We start from the raw sequence: 25,016 nt of genomic DNA on the forward strand, positions 1-25,016 counted from the left end.
GTCGAAGTCCCGGGGCGAGCCTCCAGGCCACGGTGGGCCAGGGCCCACCCTATGCAGGCTTCGGCTTCGGCTTCGGCTTTGGCGGCCAGGCGCCCGCGCTCTTCAAGGGGCCCCTGGGGAGCGGCGGAAGGCGGTCGATCTGCCCGCAGGGTTGGCCGCAGGGATGCGGCCAAGGTTTTCGACAGGCCAGGGATGGCCTGTCCGGAAACCCCGACCGACTCACGCGAACTCTTCGCGCACGGTTGCGCGAAGGGCGCGGACGAACAGGCCTTTCTTTGGCCTACCTTTCTTGACTCCGGGCATCCGGCCCTCCGCCCCTCCGGGGCCGCCTTCGGCGTTCGCGCCGCTCTTGCGGCGCAGTGGCCACGCAAAGAGAGGTAGGTCGGGCAGCCCGCACGTGGGAATGGCCATGGATGGCCATGCTTTGGGAGCGCGGAAGGGCTGGCCGAAAGCTCTTGCTCTGCGCTTCCAGCAACGGAGCGACGAGACAGGACCGGGGCGAGTGCGAAGCGCATGGTGGGCCAGGGCCCACCCTATGCGGTCGCGGGGCGCACACGCCTGCGGCACGAGCGCACGACGCCCTCGGGCCTGCGATCAAAACCGGCAGCACCCGCGCATGCGAGCATCGCAGCAGAACCCCGGATACCGCACATGCCCACACCCAGCGAGCTGCTCGATCGACTGTCCAGCCTGCCGAACGTCGAGACCGGTCTCACCGCGGCGGAGGTCGAAGGCCTGCGCGCCCGCTACGGCGACAACCGCATCGTCGAGCCGCCGCGGCACCGGTTCTGGCATGCCCTGCGCGACGCCTCTCGCGATCCGATGCTGGGCTTCCTGCTGGTGGTCAGCACGCTGTTCTTCGCCACCGGCGAGACCGTCGAAGCGGCGGTGCTGCTGTTCGCGATCCTGCCCCTGCTCGGGATGGACGCCTTCTTGCACCGGCGCACGCGGCTGTCGACCGCGGCGCTGGCGAGCCGGCTCGCCAGCGCGACAGAGGTGCTGCGTGAGGGCCGATGGCAAACGATCGCGGCGACCGAACTGGTGCCCGGTGACCGCGTACGCGTCGGCAGCGGCGAGGCACTTCCCGCCGATGGACTGTGGCGCGTGGCCGAGGCGCTGCAGGTCGACGAGTCCAGCCTGAGCGGCGAATCGGTGCCGGTGCGCAAACAGATCGCCGGGAGCGCGATGAGCGCGTCCGAGGGCTGGGGCTTCGCCGGCACCCGCGTGCTGGCCGGCCACGGCGAGCTGCAGGTGCTCGGCACGGGCGGCGACAGCCGCTACGGCGAGCTGGTGCGGCTGGCGGTGACGGCGCCGCAGCCGCGCACGCCGCTGCAGCAGGCGGTGGGCCGGCTGGTGCTGCAGCTGGTGTGGATCGCGTTCGCCCTGTGCCTGCTGCTGGCCGCGGTGCGCCTGTGGCAGGGCCAGGGCTGGCTGGATGCGCTGCTGAGCGGGCTGACGCTGGCGATCGCCGCCCTGCCCGAGGAGTTCCCGGTCGTGCTGAGCCTGTTCCTCGGCGTCGGCGTGTTCCGGCTGGCGCGGCGCAATGCGCTGGTGCGGCGCGCGGTGGCGGTCGAGGACATCGGCCGGGTCAGCGTGCTCTGCACCGACAAGACCGGTACGCTGACCGAGGGCCGGCTGCGCCTGCGCGAGCTGCGGCCCGCGCCGGACCTTTCTGCCGAGGAACTCGCGCAGCGCGCCGCGCAGTCGCTGGCCATCGACAGCACCGACCCGCTGGATGTCTGCCTGCGCGAGGCCGCGGCTGCAGCCCCCGCCTTGGCGGTTCAGCAGCGCTTTCCCTTCACCGAGGACCGCCGCCGCGAAACGGTGCTGCTGCTCGACGGCACGGCGGTGATCGCGCGCATGAAGGGCGCGCCCGAAACCGTGCTGCGCGCCTGTGCGATCGAGGCGGATGCAGCCACGCGCTGGCGGGCCGAGGCGCAGGCGCTGGCATCGCGGGGGCTGAAGGTGCTGGCGCTGGCCGAACGCAGCATCGAAAGCACTGCCGAGGAGAGCGTCGAGCCGGACGCGGGCTTTCGGATGCTCGGCCTGCTGGGCTTCGGCGATCCGCTGCGGCCCGGCGTGGCCGAGGCGGTGGCGCGCTGCCGCGCGCAGGGGCTGCGGGTCGTGATGCTGACCGGCGACCATCCCGCCACTGCGACTGCCATCGCCATCGAAGCCGGCCTGTGTGCTGGCGCGCCGCGGGTGGTCAGTCTTGAGGATGCGGTCAGCCCGGAAGCGCTGGCGCTGGCCGACGTGGTGGCACGCGCGCAGCCGAAGCAGAAGCTGGCCCTGGTGCAGGCCCTGCAGGCTTCGGGTGCGGCGGTGGCGGTCACCGGCGATGGCGTCAACGATGTGCCGGCGCTGAAGGCCGCCGACGTCGGCATCGCCATGGGCCAGCGCGGCACCCAGGCGGCGCGCGAATCGGCCGCCATTGTTCTGCTGGACGACGACTTCGCCACGCTGGCCGGCGCCATCGCCGAAGGCCGCGCGCTGTATCGCAATCTGCGCGCCAGCTTCGCCTACCTGCTGCTGGTGCACCTGCCCTTCGTGCTCAGCGCGGCCCTGGTGCCAGCCTTTGGCGGGCCGCTGCTGTTCCTGCCCCTGCACGTGGTCTGGCTGGAGTTGATCATCCATCCGAGCGCCATGCTCGGCTTCCAGCGCGAGGCCAGGGAAGGGGACGGCGGCGCGCCAACCCAGGCCGGGCGGCTGTTCGATGCGCGCGCGTGGTGGCGACTGCTGCTCGGCGGCAGTCTGGGCTGCGCCGCCGTACTGCTGGCGCAGGCGCTGCCGGGGTGGTTCGATCCCGCCCACGCCGAGGCCGGCCGGCGCGCACTGGCACTGGCCGCACTCATCGCCTTCAGCGCGGTGGTGCTGAGCGGCCTCGGCCGCAGCCGCAGCGCCTATCTCATCGCCACCCTGTCCCTTGGCAGCCTCGCGCTCACCCTCTGGCCCGCGGCCAGCGAGGTGCTTGCCACTGCCCCGCCGGCGTTCGCACCGCTGCTGCTCGCGCTCTCCCTTGGCGGCGTTGCCGCGGTGGCGGCTTTGGCGCTGCAACCGCTGGGACGGGCGCGGGTTTCCTGAGCCGGGATTCGGGATTCGGGATTCGGGATTCGGGATTCGGGATTCGGGAGAGGCTCGTGGCCGAGCGCGTGCGACGCAAGCGGTGCCTCGCATAGGGTGGGCCCTGGCCCACCATGACCTCGACACTCGCCCCGGTGCATGGCATCGCGGATCTCCGCATGCGCGCTCGTGTTGCGAGTCGACGACCGAGGCGAGAGTGAAGCCCACGGTGGGCCAGGCCCCCCAATCGGAGCGCCGGCTTCTCGATGCGCCTGCCGCCGCGTCGCCACCTGCAGTGCTGCCCGCGGAGTTGTCGGCAAGCCTTGAGCGGGATGGGGACGGCGCGCTTGCCGGGCGAGGCCAGCCCTTGCACATGGCGGCTTTGCCACTTGCCGCTTTCCGCAAGGCGCCTGGCCCCCCTGCGCCACCTCACCCGAGGCGACGCCAGGCTCGCCGGGCCTGCGCCGCCACAACGCGTGCACAGCCGCACAGCAAGAACGCGCGAATTTGATCGCGCTTAAGGCTCGCGAAAGATTCGGCTGCCACCCTCACCGGGAACCCAGCTTCTGGAGAGGCGCCGTGACCCGCACACTGACCGCCCGCCTGCTGTTCTTGGCGCTCGTTTCGCTGGCGCCCTTGGCCCATGCACAAACGCGGCTGAAGCTGGCGCTGCAGCCTGGGCAGGTCGAGGCCATGGCCCTGGGCTTCGCGGCACCGGTGCCGGTGGAGTGGATTCCCGTCGCGCGACTGCCGGCCGAACTCGAATCCCCGCCGGAGACGCAGGCGCTACTCGTCGCCGCCTTTCCCGGCACCCTGGTGCAAGGCATCGCTGCCGAAGGCGAGCTGTTGCAGGCCGGAGCGCCCGTCCTGCGGCTGGCCAGCCCCGCCTGGGCGGCAGCCCTGGCCGAGGCGCAAGCCCGGGCAGCGCGCAGCGAGGCCGCAAGCCGCCAGTCCGAACGCAGTGAGGCACTGCTCGATGCCGGTGTGATCTCGCTGCGCGAGGCGGAGGCGCTGCGGGCCGAGGCACTCGCCCTGGATGCCGCGGTGCGGGGCGACCGCGGGCTCCTGGCGGCCTCACTCGCGGCCGACGGCAGCGTGCTGCTGAGCAGCCCGCGCGCGGGGCGTCTGCTTGCACGCATGTCCGGCGCGGGCATGGCCTTCGAGGCCGGTGCCCTGCTTGCCAGGATCGGCGACGCTGCGGAACGCATCGCCCACGCCCAGGCGCCGGCGCGACTGGCAGGCGTGATCCTGCCGGGCATGCAGGCACAGGTCGGCGAGGCCAGCGGCGAAGTCGTCGCGGTGGCGGCGGCGCTGGATCCCGAGAGCCGCTCGCTGGCGGTGACCGCGCGGGTGCCCGCCGCGGCCGGCTTGCCGGGGGCTCCGGTGGAGCTGGCGGTGTCACGGCCCGCTCCCGCCGGGACGCGGCGCATTCCCGCCGCTGCGCTGATCCGTGTCGATGGCGCCGATGTCGTGTTCGTCCGCCGCGAGGGCGAGATCGAGGGCATGGTCGTGGGCGTGGCCTTTCGTGACGGCGAAGCCGCCTGGGTGACCGGCCTGCCCGACCGCGTCGAGGTCGTGTTCCGCGGCGTCCTGGCGCTGAAGGCGGTGGCCGAAGCCCAGGCCGCCGACGGGGAGGGCTGAGCATGCTCGCCCGTCTTGTCGCCTGGGCCCTGGCGCAGCGCTTGCTCGTCGCGCTCGCCGCGCTGGGGCTCGCTCTGGCCAGCGTGCAAGCCTGGCGCGGACTGCCGATCGACGCGTTTCCGGACATCGCGCCAACCCAGGTGAAGCTGATCCTCAAGGCGCCCGGAATGACGCCCGAGGAGGTTGAGCAGCGCGTCATCGTGCCACTGGAGATGGAGCTGCTGGGTATCCCACGCCAGACCATGCTGCGCGCCTCGGCCAAGTACGCTCTGGCCGACATCACCATCGACTTCGAGCAGGGCAGCGACATCTACTGGGCCCGCCAGCAAGTGGCGGAGCGCTTCGCCGCAGTGGCGGGGGATCTTCCGCCGGGGCTCGATGGTGGGCTCGCGCCGATCGCCACGCCGCTTTCGGACATGTACATGTTCACCGTCGAGGGCGAAGGCTACTCGCTGGCGCAACGGCGGGAAGTGCTCGACTGGGTGATCCGCCCCGCCCTGCGCACCGTGCCCGGCGTGGCCGATGTCAACGCGCTCGGTGGGCGCGTGCGCAGTTGGGAAGTGGTGCCGGACCGGGCGGCACTCGCGGCCGCCGGCCTTGGCATCGAGCACCTGGCAGCGGCACTTGCCGACAACAACGGCAACGACGGCGCCGGACGCCTCGACGAGGGCGAGGAATCGCTGGTCGTGCGCGCCACCGGCGCGATCCGCGACGGTGCGGACATCGAGGCCACGGTGGTCGCCGCGGTCGACGACCGGGTGCTGCGGGTGGCCGATCTGGCCGCGGTCCGCGAGGGCGCGCTGACCCGCTACGGGGTGGTGACGCGCGACGGCAAAGGCGAGGCGGTGCAGGGGCTGGTGGTTGGCCTGCGCGGGGCCGACGCCTCGGCGGTGGTTCGCGGGGTCAAGGCGCGCCTCGCCGAACTCGCCCCCAGCCTGCCGCCGGGCATGCGTGTCGAGGCCTTCTACGACCGCAGCGAGCTGATCGGACGCGCGACCGGCACGGTCGGGCGCGCGCTGATCGAAGCGATGGTGCTGGTGGTCGTGCTGCTGCTGCTGTTCCTGGGCGACGTGCGCGCCGCGGTGGTGGTGGCGGTCACCCTGCCGCTGTCGGTGCTGGTGACCTTCCTGGTCATGCGGATGACCGGGCTGAGCGCCAATCTGATGAGCCTCGGCGGGCTGGCGATCGCGATCGGCATGCTGGTGGACGCCGCGGTGGTGGTGGTCGAGAACACGGTCGAGCAGTTGGCGCCCGCGCGCGAAGGCGATGGCGTTCCGCGTCTTCACCGGGTGTGGCGCGCGGCCGCGGAAGTCGCCGCGCCAGTCAGCGCGGGCGTGCTGATCATCGCCCTGGTGTTCACGCCGCTGCTGACCCTGGAGGGCCTGGAGGGGCGGATGTTCAGTCCGGTGGCGCTGGCCATCGTGTTCGCCCTTGGTGCCTCGCTGCTGCTGTCGCTGACCCTCATCCCGGTGCTGGCCTCGTGGCTGTTGCGCAGCGGACACCACGCCGAGCCTTGGTTGATGCGCCAGCTCAGCCCGCTTTATGCGCGTGCCCTCGAGGCGGCGCTGGCACACCCTCGCCTCGCCGCGACGGCGGCCGCAGCGGCGCTGCTGTTGGCGGCGCTCGCCTGGTCCGGCATCGGCAAGACCTTCATGCCGACCATGGACGAGGGCGCGATCCTCGTGCAGCTCGAGAAGCTGCCTTCCGCCAACCTCGACGCCAGCGGCGAAGTCGACCTCGCGGTGCAGCGTGCCCTGCTGGCCGAAGTCCCCGAAGTGCGCAGCATCATCGCCCGCGCCGGTGCCGATGAGCTCGGCTTCGATCCGATGGGCCTGAACCAGACCGACAGCTTCCTGGTGCTCGCGCCAAAGGACGAATGGCGGCAACCCGACAAGGACTGGCTCACCGAGCAGCTGCGTCAGGTGCTGGATCGCTTTCCTGGCACCGCCTATGCCTTTACCCAGCCGATCGAGATGCGGGTGTCGGAGATGCTGACCGGCGCGCGCGGCGACATCGCCATCAAGCTGTTCGGCCCCGACCTCGTCGAACTCGAGCGACTGTCGGCCAAGGTCGAGGACGCGGTCCGCGCGGTGGCCGGTGCCGAGGACGTCTATCGCCTGAGCAATGGCGGCGTGCAGTATCTGGAGATCGAGGTCGATCGCCTGGCGGCGGGACGCATGGGCTTCGATGTCGCCAGCCTGCAGCGCGAGCTGCGCGTGCAGGTCGAGGGCGTTGCGGTCGGCGTCGTGATCGAAGGTGGGCGGCGCATTCCACTCGTGCTGCGCGGCGACGAGTCGCTGCGACGCGACCCCGCCCGTTTCGCCGACCTCGTGCTGGTCTCGCCCAGTGGCCAGCGCGTGCGCGTCGGCGACTTGGCGGAGGTCCGGCGCGTGGAAGGCCCCGTCAAGGTCGATCGCGAGGCTGGCTCGCGCTATGCCCTGGTGCAGGCGAACGTCAGTGGTCGCGATCTGGTGGGCTTCGTGGAGGAAGCGCGGGCTGCGGTCGCCACCGCGGTGAACCTGCCACCCGGCTACCGGCTGGCCTGGGGTGGCCAGTTCGAGAACCAGCAGCGGGCCGCCGCGCGGCTTGCGCTGGTGGTGCCGATCGCCCTGGGCCTGATCTTCGTGGTCCTGTTCAGCAGCCTCGGCAGCGCCCGCCAGGCGCTGCTGGTGCTGACCAATATTCCCTTCGCACTGGTCGGCGGCGTGCTCGCCCTGTGGGCCTCCGGCGAGTATGTGTCGGTGCCTGCCTCGGTCGGCTTCATTGCCCTGCTCGGCATTGCCGTGCTCAACGGCACGGTGATGGTGGGGCATTTCAACGACCTGCACGCGCGCGGCCTGCCGATGGCGCGGATCGTCGTGGAGGGCGCGCGACGCCGGCTGCGGCCGGTGCTGATGACGGCAGCCATCACCGCGCTGGGCCTGGTGCCACTCTTGCTCGCGAGCGGCCCGGGCTCGGAGATCCAGCGTCCGCTGGCGATTGTGGTGGTCGGCGGGCTCGCCACCGCAACCCCGCTGACCCTGCTGCTCCTGCCCCTGCTGTTCCTCCACTTCGGCCATCCCCGTGCCGGGAGCACCTCATGAACGCAAGGTCCATGGTCCAGCTCGTCCTGGCCTACCCGCGCCCCGCCGAGCGCCAGCTGCTCGCCGAACTGCTCGATCTCGAACCCGGCATGGGCGGCTTCACCACGCTGCTTGCCGAGGGTCACGGCAGCGGGTTCGCTCGCGCTTCGGTGCAGGAGCAGGTGCGCGGGCGCGCCGATCGCGGCCTGCTGCTGGCGGTGATGCCGCGAGAGACGGCCGAGCGCCTGCTCGCAGGGCTGCGCGAGCGCCTGCCTTCAAACGAGATCGCCTGGTGGATCCTGCCGGTCGAGAGCTTCGGGAGGCTGGCATGAGAACGCGCATACTGATTGCGTTCAGCGCAGTGCTGGCCCTGCTGCCGCCTGCGCCTGCCCGGGCGGCGTCGGCCGGGCCGGCGGCTGAACTGGCAACCGCTCTGCCGCCGCGCGCCGCCGTGCTGGCCGCGCTGGACGCGGACCCCGCGGTGGCGCGCGCGCGCGCCGGACAGGCCGCCGCAGAAGCCCGGGCAGCGGCACGCCTGCGCGGGCCGCATGAATGGACGCTCGAAGGCCAACTGCAGAATCGCGACGCTGGCAGCGAAGGCGGCTTCCGCGAATGGGAGGTCAGCGTGCAGCGCGCCTTGCGCCTGCCCGGCAAGGCCGAGCTCGACCGCCAAATCGCGAGCGCCGAACGGGCTCTGGGTGGCAATGCGCTGGCCGAGGCCCGCCATTCCGCGGCGGTGAACCTGCTCGAACACTGGGTGGAATGGTTGGCCGCCAGCGAACTGTCCCTGCATCGCGGCGCCGCGGCAGACATCGCGGCGCGCGACCGCGGCTCGGCGCAGCTGCGCTTCGCGCGCGGTGACCTGTCGGCGGCAGGGCTGGATGCGGCAACCGCCGCCGACGCGCAGGCCGCGCGCGCGCTCCAAGAGGCGGAGCTGCGCGAGCAGGAGGCCGCCCTGGCCCTCAGTGCGCGCTTTCCCGCCATCATCCGGCCGAGCCCCGCGCCGCGCCTGCCGCCGCCCGCCGAGATCGATCCCGACTGGCCGGCCTGGGCGGAGCAGGCCATCGATCTGGACCACGAAAGCAGGGTGGCGCAAGGCCGCGCCGAACTGGCCAGACTCGACGCCGAGCGGGCCTACCAGGATCGGCGCGCCGACCCCTCCTTTGGCCTGCGCACCCTGTCGGAGCGGGGCGGACAGGAACGGGCGCTGGGCCTGTTTGTCAGCATTCCCCTGGGCAGGGGTGTTCGTGGTCACGTGGCCGCCGAGCAGACGGCGCTGGCCGACGCAGCCGAGGTCGAGGCCGCGGCGATCCGTCGCGAAATCGATCTCAAGGCCCGCACGCTGGCGCGACGGGCTGGGCTGCTCACCCAGGCCTGGCGCCTCGCCCAGGCCTCGGCCAGCGCGCAGGGCGAGGAAGCACGCCGACTGGCCGAGGGCTACGCCCTGGGCGGCGTGGACTTGACGGAGCTGCTGGCGGCGCGACGCCGCGCCAGTGAAGCGGCTGCAGCCGAGGTCGAGGCCAGGGCCGCCGCCTTCAGCGCAGCCGCGCGACTGCTGCTGGACGCGCATGCCTATTGGCTGGAGACCAGCGCGCAGACCGGGGCGGATCACCTGCATCCCGACCACTGAAGGCAGCTGCGAGGCCATACACCCGACGCGCCGGCGAGTGCGTCGCGAGCCGTTCGTGGCGGAGCGCGGGACCGGAATTCCCAGGCGTTCGGCGGGCGGGTGAGCACGGACTCCGCGTCGTGCGCTGCCGCCACCCAGGGCCGGCGGCGCCCGCAGCAGGCGAAAGGTTGATGCCTGCTCTCAGCCGACCGCCCCGAACAGCGCCCCCGCCGCCCAGGTGCAGGCCATCGCCAGCCCGCCCCAGAACAGCACGCGCGCCGCGCCACGCAGGACCGGCGCGCCACCGGCCCAGGCGGCCAGGGCACCGAGCGCGCCCAGCAGGACCAGGCTGCCCACCAGCACCCACATCGCCATCGCCGCCGGCGCGGCCAGCAGGACCAGCAGCAGCGGCAGGCCGGCGCCGGTGGCGAAGGCCGCCGCCGAAGCCAGCGCGGCCTGCACCGGGCGCGCGCGCTGCTGCTCGGTGATGCCCAGCTCGTCGCGCGCATGCGCGCCCAGCGCGTCGTGGGCGGTGAGGGCGATCGCGACTTCGCGGGCCAGTGCGGGCGGCAAGCCGCGCGCCTGCTGCAGGGCGACCAGCTCTTCGAGTTCGGCCTCGGGGGTCTCGGCCAGCTCGCGCCGCTCGCGGGCCAGATCGGCGCCCTCGATGTCGGCCTGGGTGCTGACCGAGATGTACTCGCCGGCCGCCATCGACAGCGCGCCGGCCACCAGGCCCGCGGTGCCGGCTACCAGCACCGCGGACGTCTCGCCGCCCGCGGCGACCACGCCGAGCACCAGGCTGGCCGTCGAGATCAGGCCGTCATTGGCGCCCAGCACGGCCGCGCGCAGCCAGCCGCCGCGCTGCACGCCATGGCGCTCGACGTGCCAGCGGCGCATCACGCCCGCGGCCCCGGCAGCATCCGCCGCAGGGTGTCGTCGCGGCGCAGGTAGTGGTGGTAGAGCCCGGCCAGCGCATGCAGGCCGATCAGGGCATAGCCCAGCGTGGCGCCGATCTCGTGCCATTCCTCCAGCGTGTGGGCGAGCTCACCGTTCTTGCCGACCAGGGCCGGCAGCGGAAGGCCCCACAGGCTGATCGAGGCGCCCTCGGCCGAGAGGATCAGCCAGCCGACGAGGGGCATGCCGAGCATGAACCCGTACAGCGCCAGGTGGCCGGCGGTCGCGGCCAGCTTCTGCAGGGCCGGCAGCGGTGGGCTGACCGGCGGGATCGGGCCGCGCAGGCGCAGATAGAGCCGCGCGAGCACGAACAGCAGCACGGTCAGGCCGCCGGAGAAATGGATCGCCTTCATCAGCTCGCGCGGCTCGCTGCCGCGCGGGAAGACGCCGCGGAACTCCATGCAGGCGTAGACCACCGCGATCAGCAGCAGGGTCAGCCAGTGCAGCGCGATCAACGGACGGGGATAGCGGGCTTGGCTCATGGCAGGACCTCGTGGGATGGGAACAGAACTGCGGCGCGATCTTCGCGGCAGAGGTGACACGCGCGAAAGAGGGCAATCCGTCGGACCGAGCGCCGGCGGCTGGCAGGACTTTCACGCGACACGCGAACCGGATCTGGCGGTCCGGCGCAGGTCCGTACCGCCTCACGACACATCAATCGCTCAAGCGCTTGCTTCGTCGTCGCGGCCATCCCTGACCGGGCTGGCAGCCCGTTCTTCAACAGCCTGCAAAGGACGGTTCGTCTGCCGCGGGTCCGCCGCGCAGGCCTCCTCGCTCGCGCCTTCGGCTTCGCGCAGGGCGGCGACTTCATCCTCGAAGTCCTCGCCATGGTGGTCGGGCTCGCGGTGCTTGCGGATCAGCGCCAGATTGCGCAGATAGACGATCAGGCCAAAGCTCTGGCCGAGGATGATCACCGCATCGCCGGTGTGCAGGGCATAGGCCAGCAGCAGCAGGCTGCCGGACAGCGACAGGTACCAGAACTGCACGGGATTGACCGAGGCTTGGGCGCGCTCGGAGGCATAGAGCTGGACGACGAAGCGGCCGGTGAACAGGGCCTGGCCCAGGAAGCCGAGCGCGAACCACAGCGGTGCCGCGCGTTCGACCGCCGCCTTCGCCACCGGCGCCTCGTGGCTCAGCAGGCCGGCGGCGAGCGCGAGCCCGGCCAAGCCCAGCCACGGCCACAGAAAGCCGATCGCGCGGCCCCGCGCCGCGCGCTGCACCAGCTCGATGTTGCGCAGGTAGATCGCGAGCCCGACGATCTGCCCGAGCGCGATCACCGCATCGCGCTGGTGCGCGGCATAGGCCAGCAGCAGCACCGAACCCGCCACGCTGAAGAACCAGAAGTGCACCGGCAGCAGGGAGCGTCGCGCGCGCTCGGACAGCACCCACTGCACCAGGAAACGCGCCGAGAACGCGGCCTGCGCAACCAGACCCACCGCCAGCCAGATCGGATCGGCGAAGTTCACGAGGGCCGCTGCTCGTTGAGCGTGGTCACCCGCGTGCGCCGGCCCAGCCAGGCCACGCCGAACAGGTCGACGATGCCGACCCACAGGCGGTTCCAGGTGCCGTAGTGCGACTGCCCCGCACCGCGCGGCCGGTGGTTGACCGGCAGGCTGTCGACGTTCCAGCCGCCCTGGCGGATCAGCGCCGGGATGAAGCGGTGCATGTGGTCGAAGGCCGGCGCGTTGAGCAGGGCGGCGCGTTCGACCACGCGGATGCCGCAGCCGCTGTCGGGCGTCGAGTCGCGCAGCAGGCCACCGCGCACGGCGTTGGCGATCTTCGAGGACAGGCGTTTGATACCGGAATCGCGGCGGCTGACCCGCCAGCCCTGGATCAGCTTGAGCGCGGGGTCGGCGCGGCGCTCGATCTCGGCGAGCAGGCGCGGCAGGTCGGCGGGATCGTTCTGGGCATCGCCGTCGAGCGTGCCGATCCACACCCCGCGCGCATGCCGCACGCCGTTGATCAGCGCGGTGCTCTGGCCGGCATTGCGCACGTGGCGCAGGACGCGCAGCTGCGGCAGGCGCTGCTGCAGCCGGGCCAGCACGGCCGGGCTGTCGTCGCTGCTGGCGTCGTCGACCACCACGATCTCGTAGTCGCGGCGGCCGGCGAACGCGGCTGCCACCTCGTCGATCAGGCCGGGCAGGTTGCCGGCTTCGTTGTGGGCGGGAATGACGACCGAAATCGTCAGGCGGTCGGAAGCGTCCAAGGGCTCAGTCATCCGGATCGAGATGGAGGGGAGAGGTTTCGTCGGGGGCCGGCGGCACGCAGTCCGCGCGCAGGCCGGCGGCATTGACCAGGAACCAGTGGCGGCGGTTGGACACGCCGACCTCGATGGCCCGGGCCGGGTCGATGCAGTCGTCCTTGTCGCTGCGCTGGATCAGCATCCAGTGGCGATCGGACTCGCGCAGCCAGGCGTCGGCGAGCTGGCGCTGGTGCTCGACCGGGGTCTTGAAGCCGAAGGCGCGGACCTCGCCCACGCCCTGCAGCAGAAACTGCTCGGGCGCGCCGACGAGGCCGAGGGCGGCGTCCCCGGGCAGCAGCGCGTGGGCGCGCTCCATCAGCGCGCGCCCGGAGCGCGCGCCGTTCATGTCGGGATAGCCGAACAGGCCGTAGCCGCTCCACACCAGGGTCATCACCACGGCGAAGGCGATCGCACCGCGCCGCCACAGCGCGACGCAGGCCAGCACGCCCAGCGCGCCGACCGCGAGCAGCCAGTCCCAGGGCGCGACGCCGTTCTGCTCCAGCACGCGCTGGGCGAAGCGCGGCTCGCCGACCAGCGCCCAGGCCGCGGCGACCGCGAGCAGGCCGGCGATGGCGAGGCCCAGAGCCCACAGCGCGCGCTGCGCGCCGGCGCGGCGCAGCAGGCCCGGCAGCAGCGGCGCCAGCGCCATTGCCAGCGCCGGCACCGCCGGCAGCAGGTAGACACCGCGCTTGCCCGGCGACAGCGAGAAGAACAGCAGCACCAGCGCCACCCAGCCCAGCAGCAGCAGCGGCCGCGCATCGCCACGACGCATCCGCCGCCACCACGCGGGCAGCGCCCAGGGCAGCAGCAGGGCGAGCGGCAGCCACAGCACCGGCACCACCTCGACCAGGTAGTACCACCAGGGCTTCAGGTGCATCCAGGCATTGGCATAGCGGGTGACCGTCTGCTTGAACAGCAGGTCGTCGCGGTAGGCGGCGAGTTCGGCGTTGCCCGGCTGGGCGGCGAAGTAGAGCAGCGGCAGCGCCCAGGCGAGGATCGGCAGCAGCATCGCCAGCGGGCCCAGCGCCCAGCGCCAGCCGCCCTCGAAGCGGGCCAGCCCGCGCATGCCGCGCACACGGGCGACGGCATACGGAATCATCAACAGCCAGGGCAGGAAGCCGGTGCCCTTGGTGATGACGCCGAGCCCGGTGGCGACCCCGGCCAGCACATACCAGCCCCAGGCCGGGCCAAGCAGCAGATGGCGGAGGAGGCCGTACAGGCCCAGCGTGGTGAACAGCACCAGCACCATGTCGATCTGCGCGGTGCGGCCCTGCAGGGTGAACTGCACGCAGAAGAGCAGGCCGAGCGCGCCCCAGAAGGCGACGCGGCGGTTGTAGACACGACGCAGCAGATCCCAGGTCAGGGCCAGGGTGCCGAAGGCCGCCAGCAGCGAGGGCAGCAGGAAAGCGAGGCGGGTCTGTCCGGTCAGCGCATAGGCCGCGGCCTGCAGCCACAGGAACACCGGCGGCTTCTCGGCGTACAGCTCGGGCCCGCGGTGCGGCACCCACCAGCGCGCGGTCTCGACCATGTCGCGGCCCATCAGCGCGAAGCGCGGCTCGTCCGCCGGCCAGGGCTCGCGCAGGCCGTAGCCCACGCCCAGCAGCCACAGGGCGAGGGCGGCCAGCAGCCAGAGGTCGAGGGGCGCGCGCAGTCGCGGCACGACGGGGAGGACGGAAACCATGGGTGGGAAGAATGCGCGTGCGGGTTTGCGGAAAGCTTGGCAGGGAGTGAGTGATTCGTTAAGCCGGAGCGGCGCGAGACTCCGCTGCAGCGATCGTAGCGCGCTGCCGTCGCCGCGAGTTCCGGCGTGCAAGCGTAGCCGCTGTCCGCGACGAGCGCCCCCGCCATGGCCGACGCGGCAGCGCTGCGCGCGCTTTGATGCGGTTCGATTCGCCCCTGCGCAGGCTGAGGATCACCACGCGCAAGGCGCGCTCAACGGAATTGCTTAACATCGCCCGCGCCAAGCTGTCGCCACCCATGCTACGTGACTCGACTCCGCCGTGCCGACACTCGATCCCCATCGCGCCCCCTTCGCCTTGCGTCGGCGGCCCCCTGCGCTTGCGCAGTCGCCGCTACCCGTCCTGCTCGCTCTCTTGGCTTTCGCCATCGCCTCGCTGTGGCTGCGGCCGACCCTGCCGGTGGACGAAACCCGCTATCTCGCAGTGGCCTGGGAGATGTGGTGGCGCGGCGATTTCGTGCTGCCCTGGCTGAGCGGCGAGCCCTACCACCACAAGCCGCCGCTGCTGTTCTGGTTGATCCATGCCGGCTGGTCGGTGTTCGGCGTCAGCGAGGTCTGGCCGCGTCTCGTGAGCCCGCTGGCCGCGGTGGCGGCGGTGTTCGGCCTGCGTGCGCTGGCCCGCGCGCTGTGGCCCGAGCGCCCTGCGGCGTCGGCGCTGGCGCCGCTCCTCGCCTTCGGCAGTCTGTATCTGTTCGCGTATGCCTCGGCGCTGATGTTCGACACCCTGCTGCTGGCCCTGCTGCTGGCCGCATGGCTGCAGCTGCACCGCCTGCTGAGCGCACCTTCGGCGACCGCGGCCGCGCTGTTCCTGCTGTGGGCGAGCCTGGCCCTGCTCTGCAAGGGGCCGGTGGCGATGCTGCACCTGCTGGCGCCGATCCTCGGCTGGCCCTGGTGGCGGCCGGCTGGGCAGCCCGCGCTCAAGCGCCTGTGGCTGCCCCTGCTGCTGACCGTGCTGGCGGCCCTGCCCCTGCTGCTGTGGGCGCTGGCCGCCAGCGAACGCGGCGGCGAGGCCTTCCGCCAGGCCCTGCTGTTCGGCCAGACCCTCGACCGGGTGCAGGGGGCGATGGGCCACCCGCGGCCGTTCTGGTTCTACCTGCCCTTCCTGCTGCTGTTGACCGCGCCCTGGAGCCTGTGGCCGCGCGCCTGGCGTGCGCTGGGACGGCTGCGCGCGCTGCGCGGCGACAGCGGCGCCCGCTTCGCGATCGCCACGCTCGGCCTGGCCTCGCTGATCCATCTGTTCATCGCCGGCAAGCAGGTCCACTACCTGATTCCCATGCTCGCGCTGGGCTGCCTGCTGCTGGCGCGACTGCTCACGGAGGCGGACCCGCCCCTGCGCGCGGTGCAGAGGATCGCCCTCGGCGGCCAGGCCGCGCTGCTGCTCCTGCTGGCGCTGGCGGCGGTTCCGCTGTCAGCGCACTACCCGCTGCGGGCGATCGGTCAGGCCCTGGCGGCGGTCGAGGCGCAGGGACGACCGATCGCCTACATCGGCAACTACCAGGGCGAGTTCCACTTCGCCGGCCGCCTGCGTCAGCCGATCGCGGAGATCGCGCCGGCGGAGGCGTTGTCCTGGGCACAGGCGCATCCGCAGGGCCTGCTGTTCGCCCGCGACAAGCGCCTGCGCGGCGCGCTGGCGGCGCGCAGCGAGGCGCGCTTCGACTACAAGCGCAGCCCGCTGTGGCTGCTGCCGGCGCGCGCCTTCATCGATGGCGCAGTGCAGGCGAGCGAGCCCGATCCGGCAGACAGCGCGCTCGAGTCCGATGCGTTCGCCATCGACTCGCCGACGTCGCCGTCGCCAACCAGCCGATAGCCCAGCCCGTACACGGTGCGGATCAGGGGGCGATCGAAGGGCCGATCGAGCACCGCGCGCAGCGCAGCCATCAGGCTGTGCAGGGCATCGATGCCGGGTGTCTGCGCGCCCCAGACCTGCTCGGCCAGCCGCGCGCTGTCGACCACGGCGGGGCTGGCGCGCAGCAGCGCCTCCAGCAGTCGCGCCTGCAGGGCGGAGAGCGCGAGCCTGCGCCCTGCCCGGCTGAAACCGCCGCCGTGCGGATCGAAGCTGAGCTCGCCGGCACTCAGGGGGCCGCCGGAGTTCCGGCGCCGGTGCAGGCTGAGCAGCCGGGCCTCCAGTTCGAGCAGAGCGAAAGGCTTGGGCAGATAGTCATCGGCCCCGCGCCTGAAGCCGGCCAGGCGGTCGTGGAGATCGCCGCGCGCGCTCAGCATCAGCACGGGCACAGCGTGGCCGCGGGCGCGCAGGCGTTCGCAGAGCTCCAGCCCGTCGAGACGCGGCAGTTCGAGATCCAGCACCAGCGCATCGAAATCGCCGGTCTCGGCCATGCGCAGGCCCTGCAGCCCATCGCCTGCGTGGTCGATGCAATGGCCACGCGCCTCCAGGAACTCCCAGAGGTTGGCGGCAAGGTCACGCTGGTCTTCCACGATCAGGATCTTCATCGGCCGTTCGCTGCACGGTGGGCGCCGCATCGCCGGGGCGACGACGCGGGCGTCGGTGGCGCATCGACCGCAGGCCATCACGCCCCCGGCAACCCTCGCGACACCACGCAAGGCACATGCCGCCACAGCCGCCTTGCGCCAGCCTTGCGCCCGGGTTAAGCCGCCGTTGGGCGCCTGCGGCGCGGCCACGCTGTCAGGGCGCAGGCGATCGGTCGCGCTCTTCGCGCCGGAGCGCTTCGCCGCGGCCGTCCATGTTCAGGCAACACGGATCAAGACCGGCCCGGCCTTGATCCGTCTCGCGTGGAAGCTGCGCGCTGGCCTACCCGCGCGACGACCTCTCGCTCAGAGCGGCTCGTCTCCGCAGCGGAAGCCGGTGATGTCGAGGTCGCTGGCCGTGCCGTTGCTGACCCGCACCGTCACGCTGACCGCCTGGATACCGGGGCAGTGGAAGCTGATCGTGGGGTTGCTGTGGGGCGGGTAGGTGGTGGTGGTCCAGCCGACCCGCACGGTCCACTCGTACTGCAGGCGATCCTCATCGCCCGGGTTGACCGCATACACCCGCGGCCAGGCTTCGCAGGTGGCGCTGTTCGCGCCCGTGAAGCATTCGAGGATGGCGTAGACAGGTTCGTTGACCGCGATCGATTTTGGGCAGACCAGGTTGGGGGCAGCGACCACGTAGAACGAGCCTTCGGCGCCGGACTTGGGGATGGTGCAGAGCACCGGCGTCTTGGGCGGCGCCTGGGTCGGCGCCGATTCAGACGGGTCCTCGCCAGCGGCGATGGCCGCCCCGGTGGCGGCAAGCATGAGCAGCAGGAGCGGCGGAAGCAGGGGCAGGTTCATGGCGAATCCTCGTGGGTGACGGGCGCAGGCGCTGCGCCGGGCGGGGTGAGGCCAGTGCCGTCGGCCGCGTGCGGGACCTGCTCCGTCTGGCACTGGAGGTAGTGGGCGCGGACGGCACGAGGAGCCTGGTCCGGCGGCGGCGACGCGCGCGGCGTGCAGTCGGGCGTGCCGTACAGCCGCCCCAGCAGATCCAGGAAGTCGGCGCGATTGCCCGCATCGAAGCGCTCGACCTGCGGGTACCCGCTTGCGGGCAGCAGCACCTCGCGCGCCTTGGCAAAGCGCTCGCGCTGCAGCAGCTGGCGGGCGAACACGGCGCGGAAGAACATCGGCAAGGGCGACAGCGGCGGCCGCGCGCGCGAGGCGCTGTCGACCGCCGCCGCGAAGTCGTCGTCGGCGGCGTCCGTTCCCGGCTGCAGATGCACGCGCAGCTGGGCCGCGTTGAAGCGCGCCCGCGCCGCATTCAGATGATGGTCGCCGAGGCTGGCGGCGTACTCGATCGCCGCCGCGCTGTAGGCATCGGCGGCCTCGGCGAACCGCTGCTGCGCCATGCGTAGGCTGGCGCGACTGGCCTGCAGGTGGGCGAGCACGGCCGAACGCTGACCGAAGCGCTCGGCGATGGCCGGCGAGAGCGCCTGCAGCTCGGCCTCGGCCTCGTCCAGCCGGCCGAGCTCGACCAGCACATCCAGCCGATGCAGCCGGGTCAGCAGTGCACCACCCTGGCCGAGCTCCCGCTGGCTGTCGAGCAGGGCGGCCAGCACGGCCAATGCCTCCTCGGCCCGCCCCGCGAGCCGCAGCGCCCGCGCCTGCAGCCAGAGCAGCTCGCGGCGCAGGCTCGGCTCCAGCGCATCCGCGCGCTGCAACAGCGGCTGCAGCGCAGCCAGCGCGGGCTGTGCCTCCTGCCCCTGCAGCCAACGTTGCGCATCGATCAGCGCGACCCGCGGGTCCGCGGGCGCGGCTTCGCGCAGCTGCGCGATTCGCGCAGCGGCCTCGTCGAGCCGCTGCGCCAGCACGAACTCACGCGCGGCCGCGAGCTGCAGACGGCGGATGAGTTCGGCATCCACCCGCTGACGCTCGGCATGGGCGAGCGCCTGCGCCAGCACACCGTCATCCTCGAGGATGCCGAGCGCGCTGCGGATCTCGCTGATCTGCGCGCTCAGTTCGGCGGCCAGTGCGGGCTGGGTCGACTGCAGCGCGTGCAGCCGCTCGGCAGCGGCCTGCAGGACCTCGCGCACGCGCGTCTCACCGCCCTCCGAACGGGTCGGATCGGACGCGAGAAAGGCCTCGTTGAGAATGCCCAGCGCGGCGACGGCACGATCGCGTTCGTGGGCCGCCACCCGCCCCTGCCGCCACACCTGCGCGGCAGCGCCGAGCAGCACGAGGGCGCTGAGCGCCGCCAGCCCAGCGGCCAGCGCATTGCGCTGCAGGAAGCGCTGAAGGCGGTACCAGAGGCGACCCTGGCGCGCCTGGACCGGCCGTCGCTGCAGCCAGTTCTGCAGGTCCTCGTCGAAGGCTTCGACACTGGAATAGCGCTGCGCGGGCGGCTTGCGCAGGGCCTTCTGCACCACCGCCTCAAGGTCGCCGCGGAGCGCGCCTGCCCACGCGGACAGATCGTCGCGCCCAAGCCGTGAACGCGCTCGCTCGCGGCCCACGCAGCTCTGCGCCAGCGTGGGCGGAGTGGCTTCCAGAATCAGCTGCTCGGCGGCTCCCGCCGAGCGATCGGCCAGCTCGAAGGGCGCTGTGCCCGCGAGCAGCTCATAGAGCAGCGCACCGAGCGCATAGACATCGGTGGCGATGGTGATGCGCTCGCCGCGCAGCTGCTCGGGCGCGGCATAGGCCGGGGTGAGGAAGCGCGCCGCCGTCTGCGTGCGCTCCTGCGGCTCGGCGTCAAGGAAGCGCGCCAGGCCAAAATCCAGCAGGCGTACGCGGCCGTCCTCATCCACCATCACGTTCGAAGGCTTGAGGTCGCGATGCACCAGCAGGGCCCGATGCGCATGCGCGACCGCCGCCAGCACGCCGCGGAACAGCTCGACGCGCTCGCGCACGCCCAGGCCGCGGTGGGCGCACCAGTCCAGCAGCGGCTCGCCGCGCACCCGCTCCATGGCGACGAAGGCGATGCCCTCGGCGCTGCGACCGGCCTCGAGCAGGCGCGCGATGCCCGGGTGGTCGAGACTTGCGAGCGCGCGCGCCTCTTCGCGCAGTCGCTGTTCGGCAAGCGGGTCCCAGCGATCGCTGCGCAGGATCTTGATCGCCGCATGCTGCTCCACGCCGTCGCGCGTGCAGACGCCATGCAGCACGCGCCCCATGCCACCGCGACCGAGTTCGCCGGCGATGGCGAAGCGTCCGATCCGACTTGGCAGGGGCTCGGCGACTTCCGCACACCAGGCCTGCAGGGCCGCCTCCGGGCGCTGCGTGGGCTCGGCCACGATCACCTGGTCACGCTGGAGCAGGCGCCGCAGCTCAGCGCGCAGTGCGCCGTCGTCGCCATCGAGCCGCGCAACCCAGTCCTCTCGCACCGCGGGATCCAGCGCGATCGCCTGGTCGAACAGCGTGCGCAGACGACGGAAGCGCTGCGCTTCGTCGGCGCGGACCTCAGCCTTCACTGTCCAGTTCCATCTGTTCGGCCAGCCAACTGCGGGCGAAGCGCCACTGCCGCACCACCGTCGGCACGGAGACGCCGGTCAGTGCGGCAACGGCGTCGATGGTCAGTCCGGCGAACACGCGCAGCTCGATCACGCGCGCGCAGTCGGGGTCGAGCAGGCTCAGCCGGTTCAGGGCCTGGTCCAGCGCCAGCCAGTCGGTGTGGTCGCCCTGTCGGGGCAGATCGACCTCGCGGGCATCCTGCAGGGCCAGCACGACGGCGTCGGCACCGCGCTTCTCCGCGCCGCGCGCGCGCAGGTAGTCGATCACCACCCGCCGCAGCAGCGACGCAGCGATGGCGAAGAAGTGGTCGCGGTTCTGCCAGTCGACCACGCGCTGCGCCTGAAGACGAATGAAGGCTTCGTTCGCCAGCGCCGTCGCCGACAGGGTGGGCGTGCCGTCGACATCGCGCAGCTGGCTGCCGGCCAGCCGCCGCAGCATGGGGTACAGCTGCTCGACGATGCGCGCTTCGACGCTGCGATCGCCTGAACTCCAGCGCTCCAGCAGCTCGGTGATGTCGCCGGAGGGTTCGTTCACGCCGCGATCCCGCAACAGGACAAGCGCGCGAGTGTAGGTGCCGAAGGCGGACACCGCCACGCCGCTCGGGTCAGGCGCCATTGCCTGCGTCGATATCACTCGCGCAGCTCAGGGTGCACGTGCCGGCTGCGCCTGCAGCAAGGTCTGCAGCTGCTCTGGCACATACCCGTTGACCCGATGCGTGGCAGTGAACAGCACCGGCACGCTGTCGATACCGAGCTCACGCGCGAGACGCGCCGCCTCCGCATCGGTGTCGACGCTGAGCTCGTGGTAGGTGATGGCGTTGTCGCCCATCCAGCGCCGCAGCTGGGCGCAGGCGGGGCAGGTGCTGAGGGTGAACACCACCGGCCGTGGCAGCTGCTCCAGGGCCGCCACCGGCGCGCTCAGCACCTCGACGGCCAGCGGCTCCGGTGTGCTGAACCACCAGCGGGTGAGCAGGCTGCCGCCGACGGTGCCGGCGAGCACCACGATGAGCATGAGCAGTGCGGTCTTCAGCGTCTGCATGGGAATCCTCCGGGCAAAGCCGCAGCCCGGCGCGAGGCCGGGCCGCAGCAGGGGCGCGACAGGCGCGCGTTCTGGCTCAGCCTCGCATCAGGGAATGATGCAGCGACGGCTCAGCATGCAGCTCTCGTAGAGGCCGATGCAGCGCGGGTGGTCCTCGCCGTAGGACCAGTTGCAGTCGTTCTGCAGCTGCGTGCAGCAGATGTACATGCTGTAGTTGATGGACTGGGCCTGGACGCTGGCGCCCAGGGCGGAGCCGACAGCCAGCAGCGCGCCCAGCATCAGTTTGCTGATCTTCATGGTGTTCTCCCTCATTCGGTCCTATGGAAGGATCCCGCCTGCGACACGGCTTGCCCTCTCCCTGGCGCTGTCGCCGACGTCCTCCCAGGGCGTTACGCGCAGCGCAGCGGTCGATCTGATCACGCCCCTCGGTGGGCAACGATGGCGTCGTGGTGTCACGGTCGGAGCGCTTGGCTGCGTTGTCGGCCCTGGCCGCGCGCCCTGGCCGGCGCTGCCGCGGATCGGGCACGCAGGGGCCTGGGCTCGCCCACGCGACTCCGGAGATGCGCCGGACCCGCGAGCACCGATTCAGGCCACGGGGGGCGTGATCGGCGTTGCCCTAGACTGCGGCGGAGCGCTCTTCGCGCGCATCCCCTCCAGCCTCCGGGAGCCTTACGTGACCTCGATGGAACTCCGCCTGTCAGCCCTCGTGCAGGAGCGCCGCAGCCGACTTCAGTCGCTGGACGCGGCGAGCTTCGAAATCCTGCAGTCAGGAGCGCTTGGCCCTTGCCTCGACCGCCTGCTGGCGGCCTCGGACTACGCCTACGAGCAGCTGTGCAAGCGCCCCGCACTGATGGCCCAGCTGCTGCAGCCCGAGCCGGAGCCCGTGCTCGACGGTCTTGATGAGGCCACGGCAATGGCCGTTCTGCGCCGCTGGCGCCACGCCGAATGCGTGCGTCAGATCGCCCGCGACGTCGCCGGTCTCGACGCCGTGCAGGACACCGTGCGCGCCAGCGCCGTACTCGCCGACCGCTGCTGCCAGCTCGCGCTGGACTACGCCATGGCGGCCCTGGTCGCGCGTCATGGCCAGCCGCGCTCGCGTGAGGGCGCGCCACAGCAGCTGGTGGTGTTCGGCCTCGGCAAGCAGGGCGGCAGCGAGCTCAATTTCAGCTCGGACATCGACCTGGTCTTCGCCTATCCGGAAGCCGGTGAAACCGACGGCGCGCGCGCGCTCGACAACGAGAGCTTCTTCGTGCGCCTGGGCCAGCTGCTGATCCGCCTGCTTGGCGAGGTGACCGTCGACGGCTTCGTCTACCGCGTCGACATGCGCCTGCGGCCTTTCGGCAATGCCGGCCGGCTGGCGCTGTCGTTTGCGGCGATGGAGCAGTACTTCCAGCGCGAGGGCCGCGACTGGGAGCGCTACGCCTGGATCAAGGCGCGGCCGATCGCCGGCGACATCGAAGCCGGCGAGGCCTTCCTGCGCACCCTGCGACCTTTCATCTACCGGCGCTACTTCGACTACACCGCCTATGAAGGCCTGCGCGAGATGAAGGCCATGATCGAGGCCGAGGTGCAGCGCCGCGAGCTGGCCGAGCATCTGAAACTCGGCCCCGGCGGCATCCGCGAGATCGAATTCATGGTGCAGCTGCAGCAGCTGATCCGCGGCGGCCGCGAGCCGGCGCTGCGCGCGCGCGGGCTGGAGCCGGCGCTGGCGGCGCTGCGTGAGGGCGGGCATGTGGACGCGGCGCAGGCGGATGCCCTGCTCGCCGCCTATCGGCTGTTGCGTCATGCCGAGAACCATCTGCAGATGCTGCGCGAGCAGCAGGCGCACGAGCTGCCGGAAGAGCCCTTCGAGCAGCTGCGGCTGGCCCGCGGCTTGGGCTTCGCCGACTACGCGGAGCTGCTGCAGGCCTTGAATGCGCAGCGCGCGCTGGTGCGTGCGGCCTTCGAGGAGGTCTTCGAGGGCGGCCGCGGCGAGACCGCCAGCCCGCGCGCGGGCCTGCTGCAGGACTACTGGCGTCAGATCGACCGCGAGCCGCCCATCGAGCTGCTGCGGCAAGCCGGCTTTGCACAGCCCGAGGCGGCGCAGCAGCGGCTGCTGCAGTTCGCCGCCAGCCCGGTGCGGGCCCAGCTGTCGGCACGCGCGCGGGCGCGCCTCGATCGCCTGGTGCCGGCCCTGCTCGAAGCCCTGCCCTCGCGGCCGCAGCCGCAAAAGCTGCTGGAGCGCGTGCTGCACTTCCTGCATGCGGTGCTGCGCCGTTCCAGCTACCTGGCCCTGCTCGACGAGAGCGCGCCAGCCCGCGAACGCCTGCTCGACACCTTCGTCGCCAGCACCTGGATGGCCGAGCGCCTGTCGGCCCATCCGCTCTTGCTGGATGACCTGCTGGACACCCGCAGCCAGGGCGCTCCGGAGTCGCGTGCCGCGATCACCGAAGAGCTGCAGCAGGCCCTGATCGAAGTGCCGCGCGACGACATCGAACGCCTGCTTCCGGCACTGAATGAATTCCGCCAGAGCGTGGCCTTCCGCATCGCACGGGCCACCCTGTTCGGCGGCCAGGCGCCAACCGAGAGCGCGCGTCAGCTGGCCTGGCTGGCCGAGGTCATCGTCGATCTGCTGCTGGAGCGCGCCGAGGCCGAGGTCATCGCCGCCCACGGCCGTCTGCCGGACAGCGGCGTCGCCCTGCTCGGCTTCGGCAGCTTCGGCGCCTATGAGCTGGGCTTCAACTCCGACCTCGACCTGGTCTTCCTCTACCGCGCCCGCGAGGGGGCCGAAAGCGACGGCGCGCGCGGCTTGGATGCCGCCCGCTACTACCAGCGCGTGGTGCAGAAGCTGCTGTCCTGGCTGGGCATGACCACCACCGGCGGGCGCCTGTACGAGGTCGACCTGCGGCTGCGCCCGGACGGCAGCAAGGGCCTGTTGATCTCGACACTCGCGAGCTTCGAGGCCTACCAGCGCGAGCGCGCCTGGCTGTGGGAGAAACAGGCCCTGGTGCGGGCCCGCTTCGTCTGCGGCGATGCGCAGATCGGCGCCGGCTTCGAGCGCGCGCGCGCGCAGGTGCTGGCAGAGCCGCGCGCGCTGGACGAGGTGCTGCGCGAGGTCGCGGCGATGCGCCGGCGCATGCGCGAAGCGCTGGATCGCAGTCGCGCGGGCGAGTTCGACCTGAAGCAGGGCGAAGGCGGACTGGTGGATCTGGAGTTCCTGCTGCAGGCCGGCGTGCTGGCGCTGGGCGCCGCGCATGGCGAACTCGTCGAGGCGCGCGAGAGCGCCGAGCTGATCCAGCGCTGCGCCAAGGCGGGCTGGTTCGATGCCGACACGGGGGCCGCTCTGGCGTCTGCCCATGCGGAGCTGTTGGCGCTGGGCCTGGCCTGCACGCTCGACGGCCGGCCGCGGCTGGTGCCGGAGTCGAAAGCGCCCGAGACGGCGCGAGCGGCGATCACGCGGGCTTGGCAGGCGCGTGGACTCGGATCGGTCTAGGCGCGGCCTTGGTCTGCTTGGCGCGCAGCCCCGGCGTCGATAACGGTGCGGCTGCCCGCGCTCGTGCCGGTACCGGCGGCAAGATTCAGGATTCGGGGTGAGGCGGCGCGTTTGCGCGGCATGCCGCGCGCGCCGCCGAACGCCCGAGCGCTGTGCGCGAGGGCGGGGAGCGGGATTCGCAAGTGCAAGAAGCCAGCGCGTCATAGGGTGGGCCCTGGCCCACCATGAGCTCGACGCTGGCCACGGTCCTGCGCTCGTGATGCTCCAGCTCC

General features: G+C 72.1%; 17 protein-coding genes and 1 pseudogene. 7 read left to right on the forward strand and 11 right to left on the reverse strand.

Annotated elements, in window-relative coordinates:
- Nucleotides 1-651 precede the first annotated feature (651 nt).
- The 5 genes from BLP83_RS11600 (at nucleotide 652) to BLP83_RS11620 (ending at nucleotide 9,393) form a co-directional block, all read left to right on the forward strand.
- Entirely contained in the window at nucleotides 652-3,081 is a 2,430-nt protein-coding gene (locus BLP83_RS11600) for a cation-translocating P-type ATPase (RefSeq protein WP_091242841.1), read from the forward strand.
- 558 nt (nucleotides 3,082-3,639) lie between these two features.
- On the forward strand, nucleotides 3,640-4,701 hold the full coding sequence (locus BLP83_RS11605) for an efflux RND transporter periplasmic adaptor subunit (RefSeq protein ID WP_091242843.1): 1,062 nt from the start codon (nucleotides 3,640-3,642) through the stop codon (nucleotides 4,699-4,701).
- A 2-nt stretch (nucleotides 4,702-4,703) separates the two neighbouring features.
- On the forward strand, nucleotides 4,704-7,784 hold the full coding sequence (locus BLP83_RS11610) for an efflux RND transporter permease subunit (RefSeq protein ID WP_091242845.1): 3,081 nt from the start codon (nucleotides 4,704-4,706) through the stop codon (nucleotides 7,782-7,784).
- Complete coding sequence (locus BLP83_RS11615) at nucleotides 7,781-8,095, forward strand: DUF3240 family protein (protein WP_218121242.1); 315 nt, start codon at nucleotides 7,781-7,783, stop codon at nucleotides 8,093-8,095. The genes BLP83_RS11610 and BLP83_RS11615 overlap by 4 nt, the downstream gene beginning before the upstream one ends.
- A complete protein-coding gene (locus BLP83_RS11620; RefSeq protein WP_091242850.1) occupies nucleotides 8,092-9,393 on the forward strand; it encodes a TolC family protein in 1,302 nt (433 codons plus the stop codon). The genes BLP83_RS11615 and BLP83_RS11620 overlap by 4 nt, the downstream gene beginning before the upstream one ends.
- Nucleotides 9,394-9,573: 180 nt before the next feature.
- Here BLP83_RS11620 and BLP83_RS11625 read toward each other — a convergent pair whose 3' ends face one another.
- The 5 genes from BLP83_RS11625 to BLP83_RS11645 all read right to left on the reverse strand — a co-directional run bounded on the left by BLP83_RS11625 (nucleotide 9,574) and on the right by BLP83_RS11645 (nucleotide 14,249).
- Nucleotides 9,574-10,269: a VIT1/CCC1 transporter family protein gene (locus BLP83_RS11625; protein WP_091242853.1), complete on the reverse strand. Its 696-nt coding sequence runs from the start codon at nucleotides 10,267-10,269 to the stop codon at nucleotides 9,574-9,576.
- Nucleotides 10,269-10,808, reverse strand: coding sequence for a cytochrome b (locus BLP83_RS11630; RefSeq protein ID WP_091242854.1), 540 nt, complete (start codon nucleotides 10,806-10,808; stop codon nucleotides 10,269-10,271). Before BLP83_RS11630 ends, BLP83_RS11625 begins: the two co-directional genes overlap by 1 nt.
- 180 nt (nucleotides 10,809-10,988) lie before the next feature.
- Nucleotides 10,989-11,792, reverse strand: a complete 804-nt coding sequence (locus tag BLP83_RS11635) for a lipid-A-disaccharide synthase N-terminal domain-containing protein (protein WP_176764162.1) — start codon at nucleotides 11,790-11,792, stop codon at nucleotides 10,989-10,991.
- Nucleotides 11,789-12,544, reverse strand: a complete 756-nt coding sequence (locus tag BLP83_RS11640) for a glycosyltransferase family 2 protein (RefSeq protein WP_091242857.1) — start codon at nucleotides 12,542-12,544, stop codon at nucleotides 11,789-11,791. The genes BLP83_RS11635 and BLP83_RS11640 overlap by 4 nt, the downstream gene beginning before the upstream one ends.
- Nucleotides 12,537-14,249, reverse strand: coding sequence for an ArnT family glycosyltransferase (locus BLP83_RS11645; RefSeq protein ID WP_091242858.1), 1,713 nt, complete (start codon nucleotides 14,247-14,249; stop codon nucleotides 12,537-12,539). Before BLP83_RS11645 ends, BLP83_RS11640 begins: the two co-directional genes overlap by 8 nt.
- Nucleotides 14,250-14,742: 493 nt before the next feature.
- Between BLP83_RS11645 and BLP83_RS19095 the strand changes: the two are divergent.
- Nucleotides 14,743-15,273 (forward strand): annotated as a pseudogene (locus BLP83_RS19095) (ArnT family glycosyltransferase); the annotation flags it as partial.
- A 689-nt stretch (nucleotides 15,274-15,962) separates the two neighbouring features.
- Here the strand turns inward: BLP83_RS19095 and BLP83_RS11655 are convergent.
- From BLP83_RS11655 to BLP83_RS11680, 6 genes are all read right to left on the reverse strand, one after another.
- On the reverse strand, nucleotides 15,963-16,754 hold the full coding sequence (locus tag BLP83_RS11655) for a response regulator transcription factor (protein ID WP_091242863.1): 792 nt from the start codon (nucleotides 16,752-16,754) through the stop codon (nucleotides 15,963-15,965).
- Between the two features lie 342 nt (nucleotides 16,755-17,096).
- A complete protein-coding gene (locus BLP83_RS11660) occupies nucleotides 17,097-17,594 on the reverse strand; it encodes a hypothetical protein (protein ID WP_091242868.1) in 498 nt (165 codons plus the stop codon).
- Nucleotides 17,591-20,194 (reverse strand): serine/threonine-protein kinase, encoded by a 2,604-nt coding sequence (locus tag BLP83_RS11665; RefSeq protein WP_091242870.1) that lies wholly within the window; start codon nucleotides 20,192-20,194, stop codon nucleotides 17,591-17,593. The genes BLP83_RS11660 and BLP83_RS11665 overlap by 4 nt, the downstream gene beginning before the upstream one ends.
- Entirely contained in the window at nucleotides 20,184-20,768 is a 585-nt protein-coding gene (locus BLP83_RS11670) for an ECF-type sigma factor (RefSeq protein WP_176764163.1), read from the reverse strand. Before BLP83_RS11670 ends, BLP83_RS11665 begins: the two co-directional genes overlap by 11 nt.
- 108 nt (nucleotides 20,769-20,876) lie before the next feature.
- Entirely contained in the window at nucleotides 20,877-21,272 is a 396-nt protein-coding gene (locus tag BLP83_RS11675; RefSeq protein ID WP_091242875.1) for a glutaredoxin family protein, read from the reverse strand.
- Between the two features lie 87 nt (nucleotides 21,273-21,359).
- Nucleotides 21,360-21,569, reverse strand: coding sequence for a hypothetical protein (locus BLP83_RS11680; RefSeq protein WP_091242878.1), 210 nt, complete (start codon nucleotides 21,567-21,569; stop codon nucleotides 21,360-21,362).
- A 385-nt stretch (nucleotides 21,570-21,954) separates the two neighbouring features.
- On the opposite strand from BLP83_RS11680, the gene glnE reads away from it, so the two are divergent.
- Entirely contained in the window at nucleotides 21,955-24,744 is a 2,790-nt protein-coding gene (gene glnE / locus BLP83_RS11685; protein WP_091242879.1) for a bifunctional [glutamate--ammonia ligase]-adenylyl-L-tyrosine phosphorylase/[glutamate--ammonia-ligase] adenylyltransferase, read from the forward strand.
- The last annotated feature ends 272 nt before the right edge of the window (nucleotides 24,745-25,016 follow it).

Source organism: Aquimonas voraii (assembly GCF_900101825.1).
Taxonomy (GTDB): Bacteria; Pseudomonadota; Gammaproteobacteria; order Xanthomonadales; family Xanthomonadaceae; genus Aquimonas; species Aquimonas voraii.

Coding starts and splice junctions, on each gene's coding strand:
- BLP83_RS11625 (WP_091242853.1), bottom strand. CDS start 10,269: ATGCGCCGCTGGCACGTCGAGCGCCATGGCGTGCAGCGCGGCGGCTGG.
- BLP83_RS11630 (WP_091242854.1), bottom strand. CDS start 10,808: ATGAGCCAAGCCCGCTATCCCCGTCCGTTGATCGCGCTGCACTGGCTG.
- BLP83_RS11660 (WP_091242868.1), bottom strand. CDS start 17,594: ATGAACCTGCCCCTGCTTCCGCCGCTCCTGCTGCTCATGCTTGCCGCC.
- BLP83_RS11600 (WP_091242841.1), top strand. CDS start 652: ATGCCCACACCCAGCGAGCTGCTCGATCGACTGTCCAGCCTGCCGAAC.
- BLP83_RS11615 (WP_218121242.1), top strand. CDS start 7,781: ATGAACGCAAGGTCCATGGTCCAGCTCGTCCTGGCCTACCCGCGCCCC.
- BLP83_RS11640 (WP_091242857.1), bottom strand. CDS start 12,544: ATGACTGAGCCCTTGGACGCTTCCGACCGCCTGACGATTTCGGTCGTC.
- BLP83_RS11645 (WP_091242858.1), bottom strand. CDS start 14,249: ATGGTTTCCGTCCTCCCCGTCGTGCCGCGACTGCGCGCGCCCCTCGAC.
- BLP83_RS11655 (WP_091242863.1), bottom strand. CDS start 16,754: ATGAAGATCCTGATCGTGGAAGACCAGCGTGACCTTGCCGCCAACCTC.
- BLP83_RS11675 (WP_091242875.1), bottom strand. CDS start 21,272: ATGCAGACGCTGAAGACCGCACTGCTCATGCTCATCGTGGTGCTCGCC.
- BLP83_RS11610 (WP_091242845.1), top strand. CDS start 4,704: ATGCTCGCCCGTCTTGTCGCCTGGGCCCTGGCGCAGCGCTTGCTCGTC.
- BLP83_RS11620 (WP_091242850.1), top strand. CDS start 8,092: ATGAGAACGCGCATACTGATTGCGTTCAGCGCAGTGCTGGCCCTGCTG.
- glnE (WP_091242879.1), top strand. CDS start 21,955: ATGGAACTCCGCCTGTCAGCCCTCGTGCAGGAGCGCCGCAGCCGACTT.
- BLP83_RS11680 (WP_091242878.1), bottom strand. CDS start 21,569: ATGAAGATCAGCAAACTGATGCTGGGCGCGCTGCTGGCTGTCGGCTCC.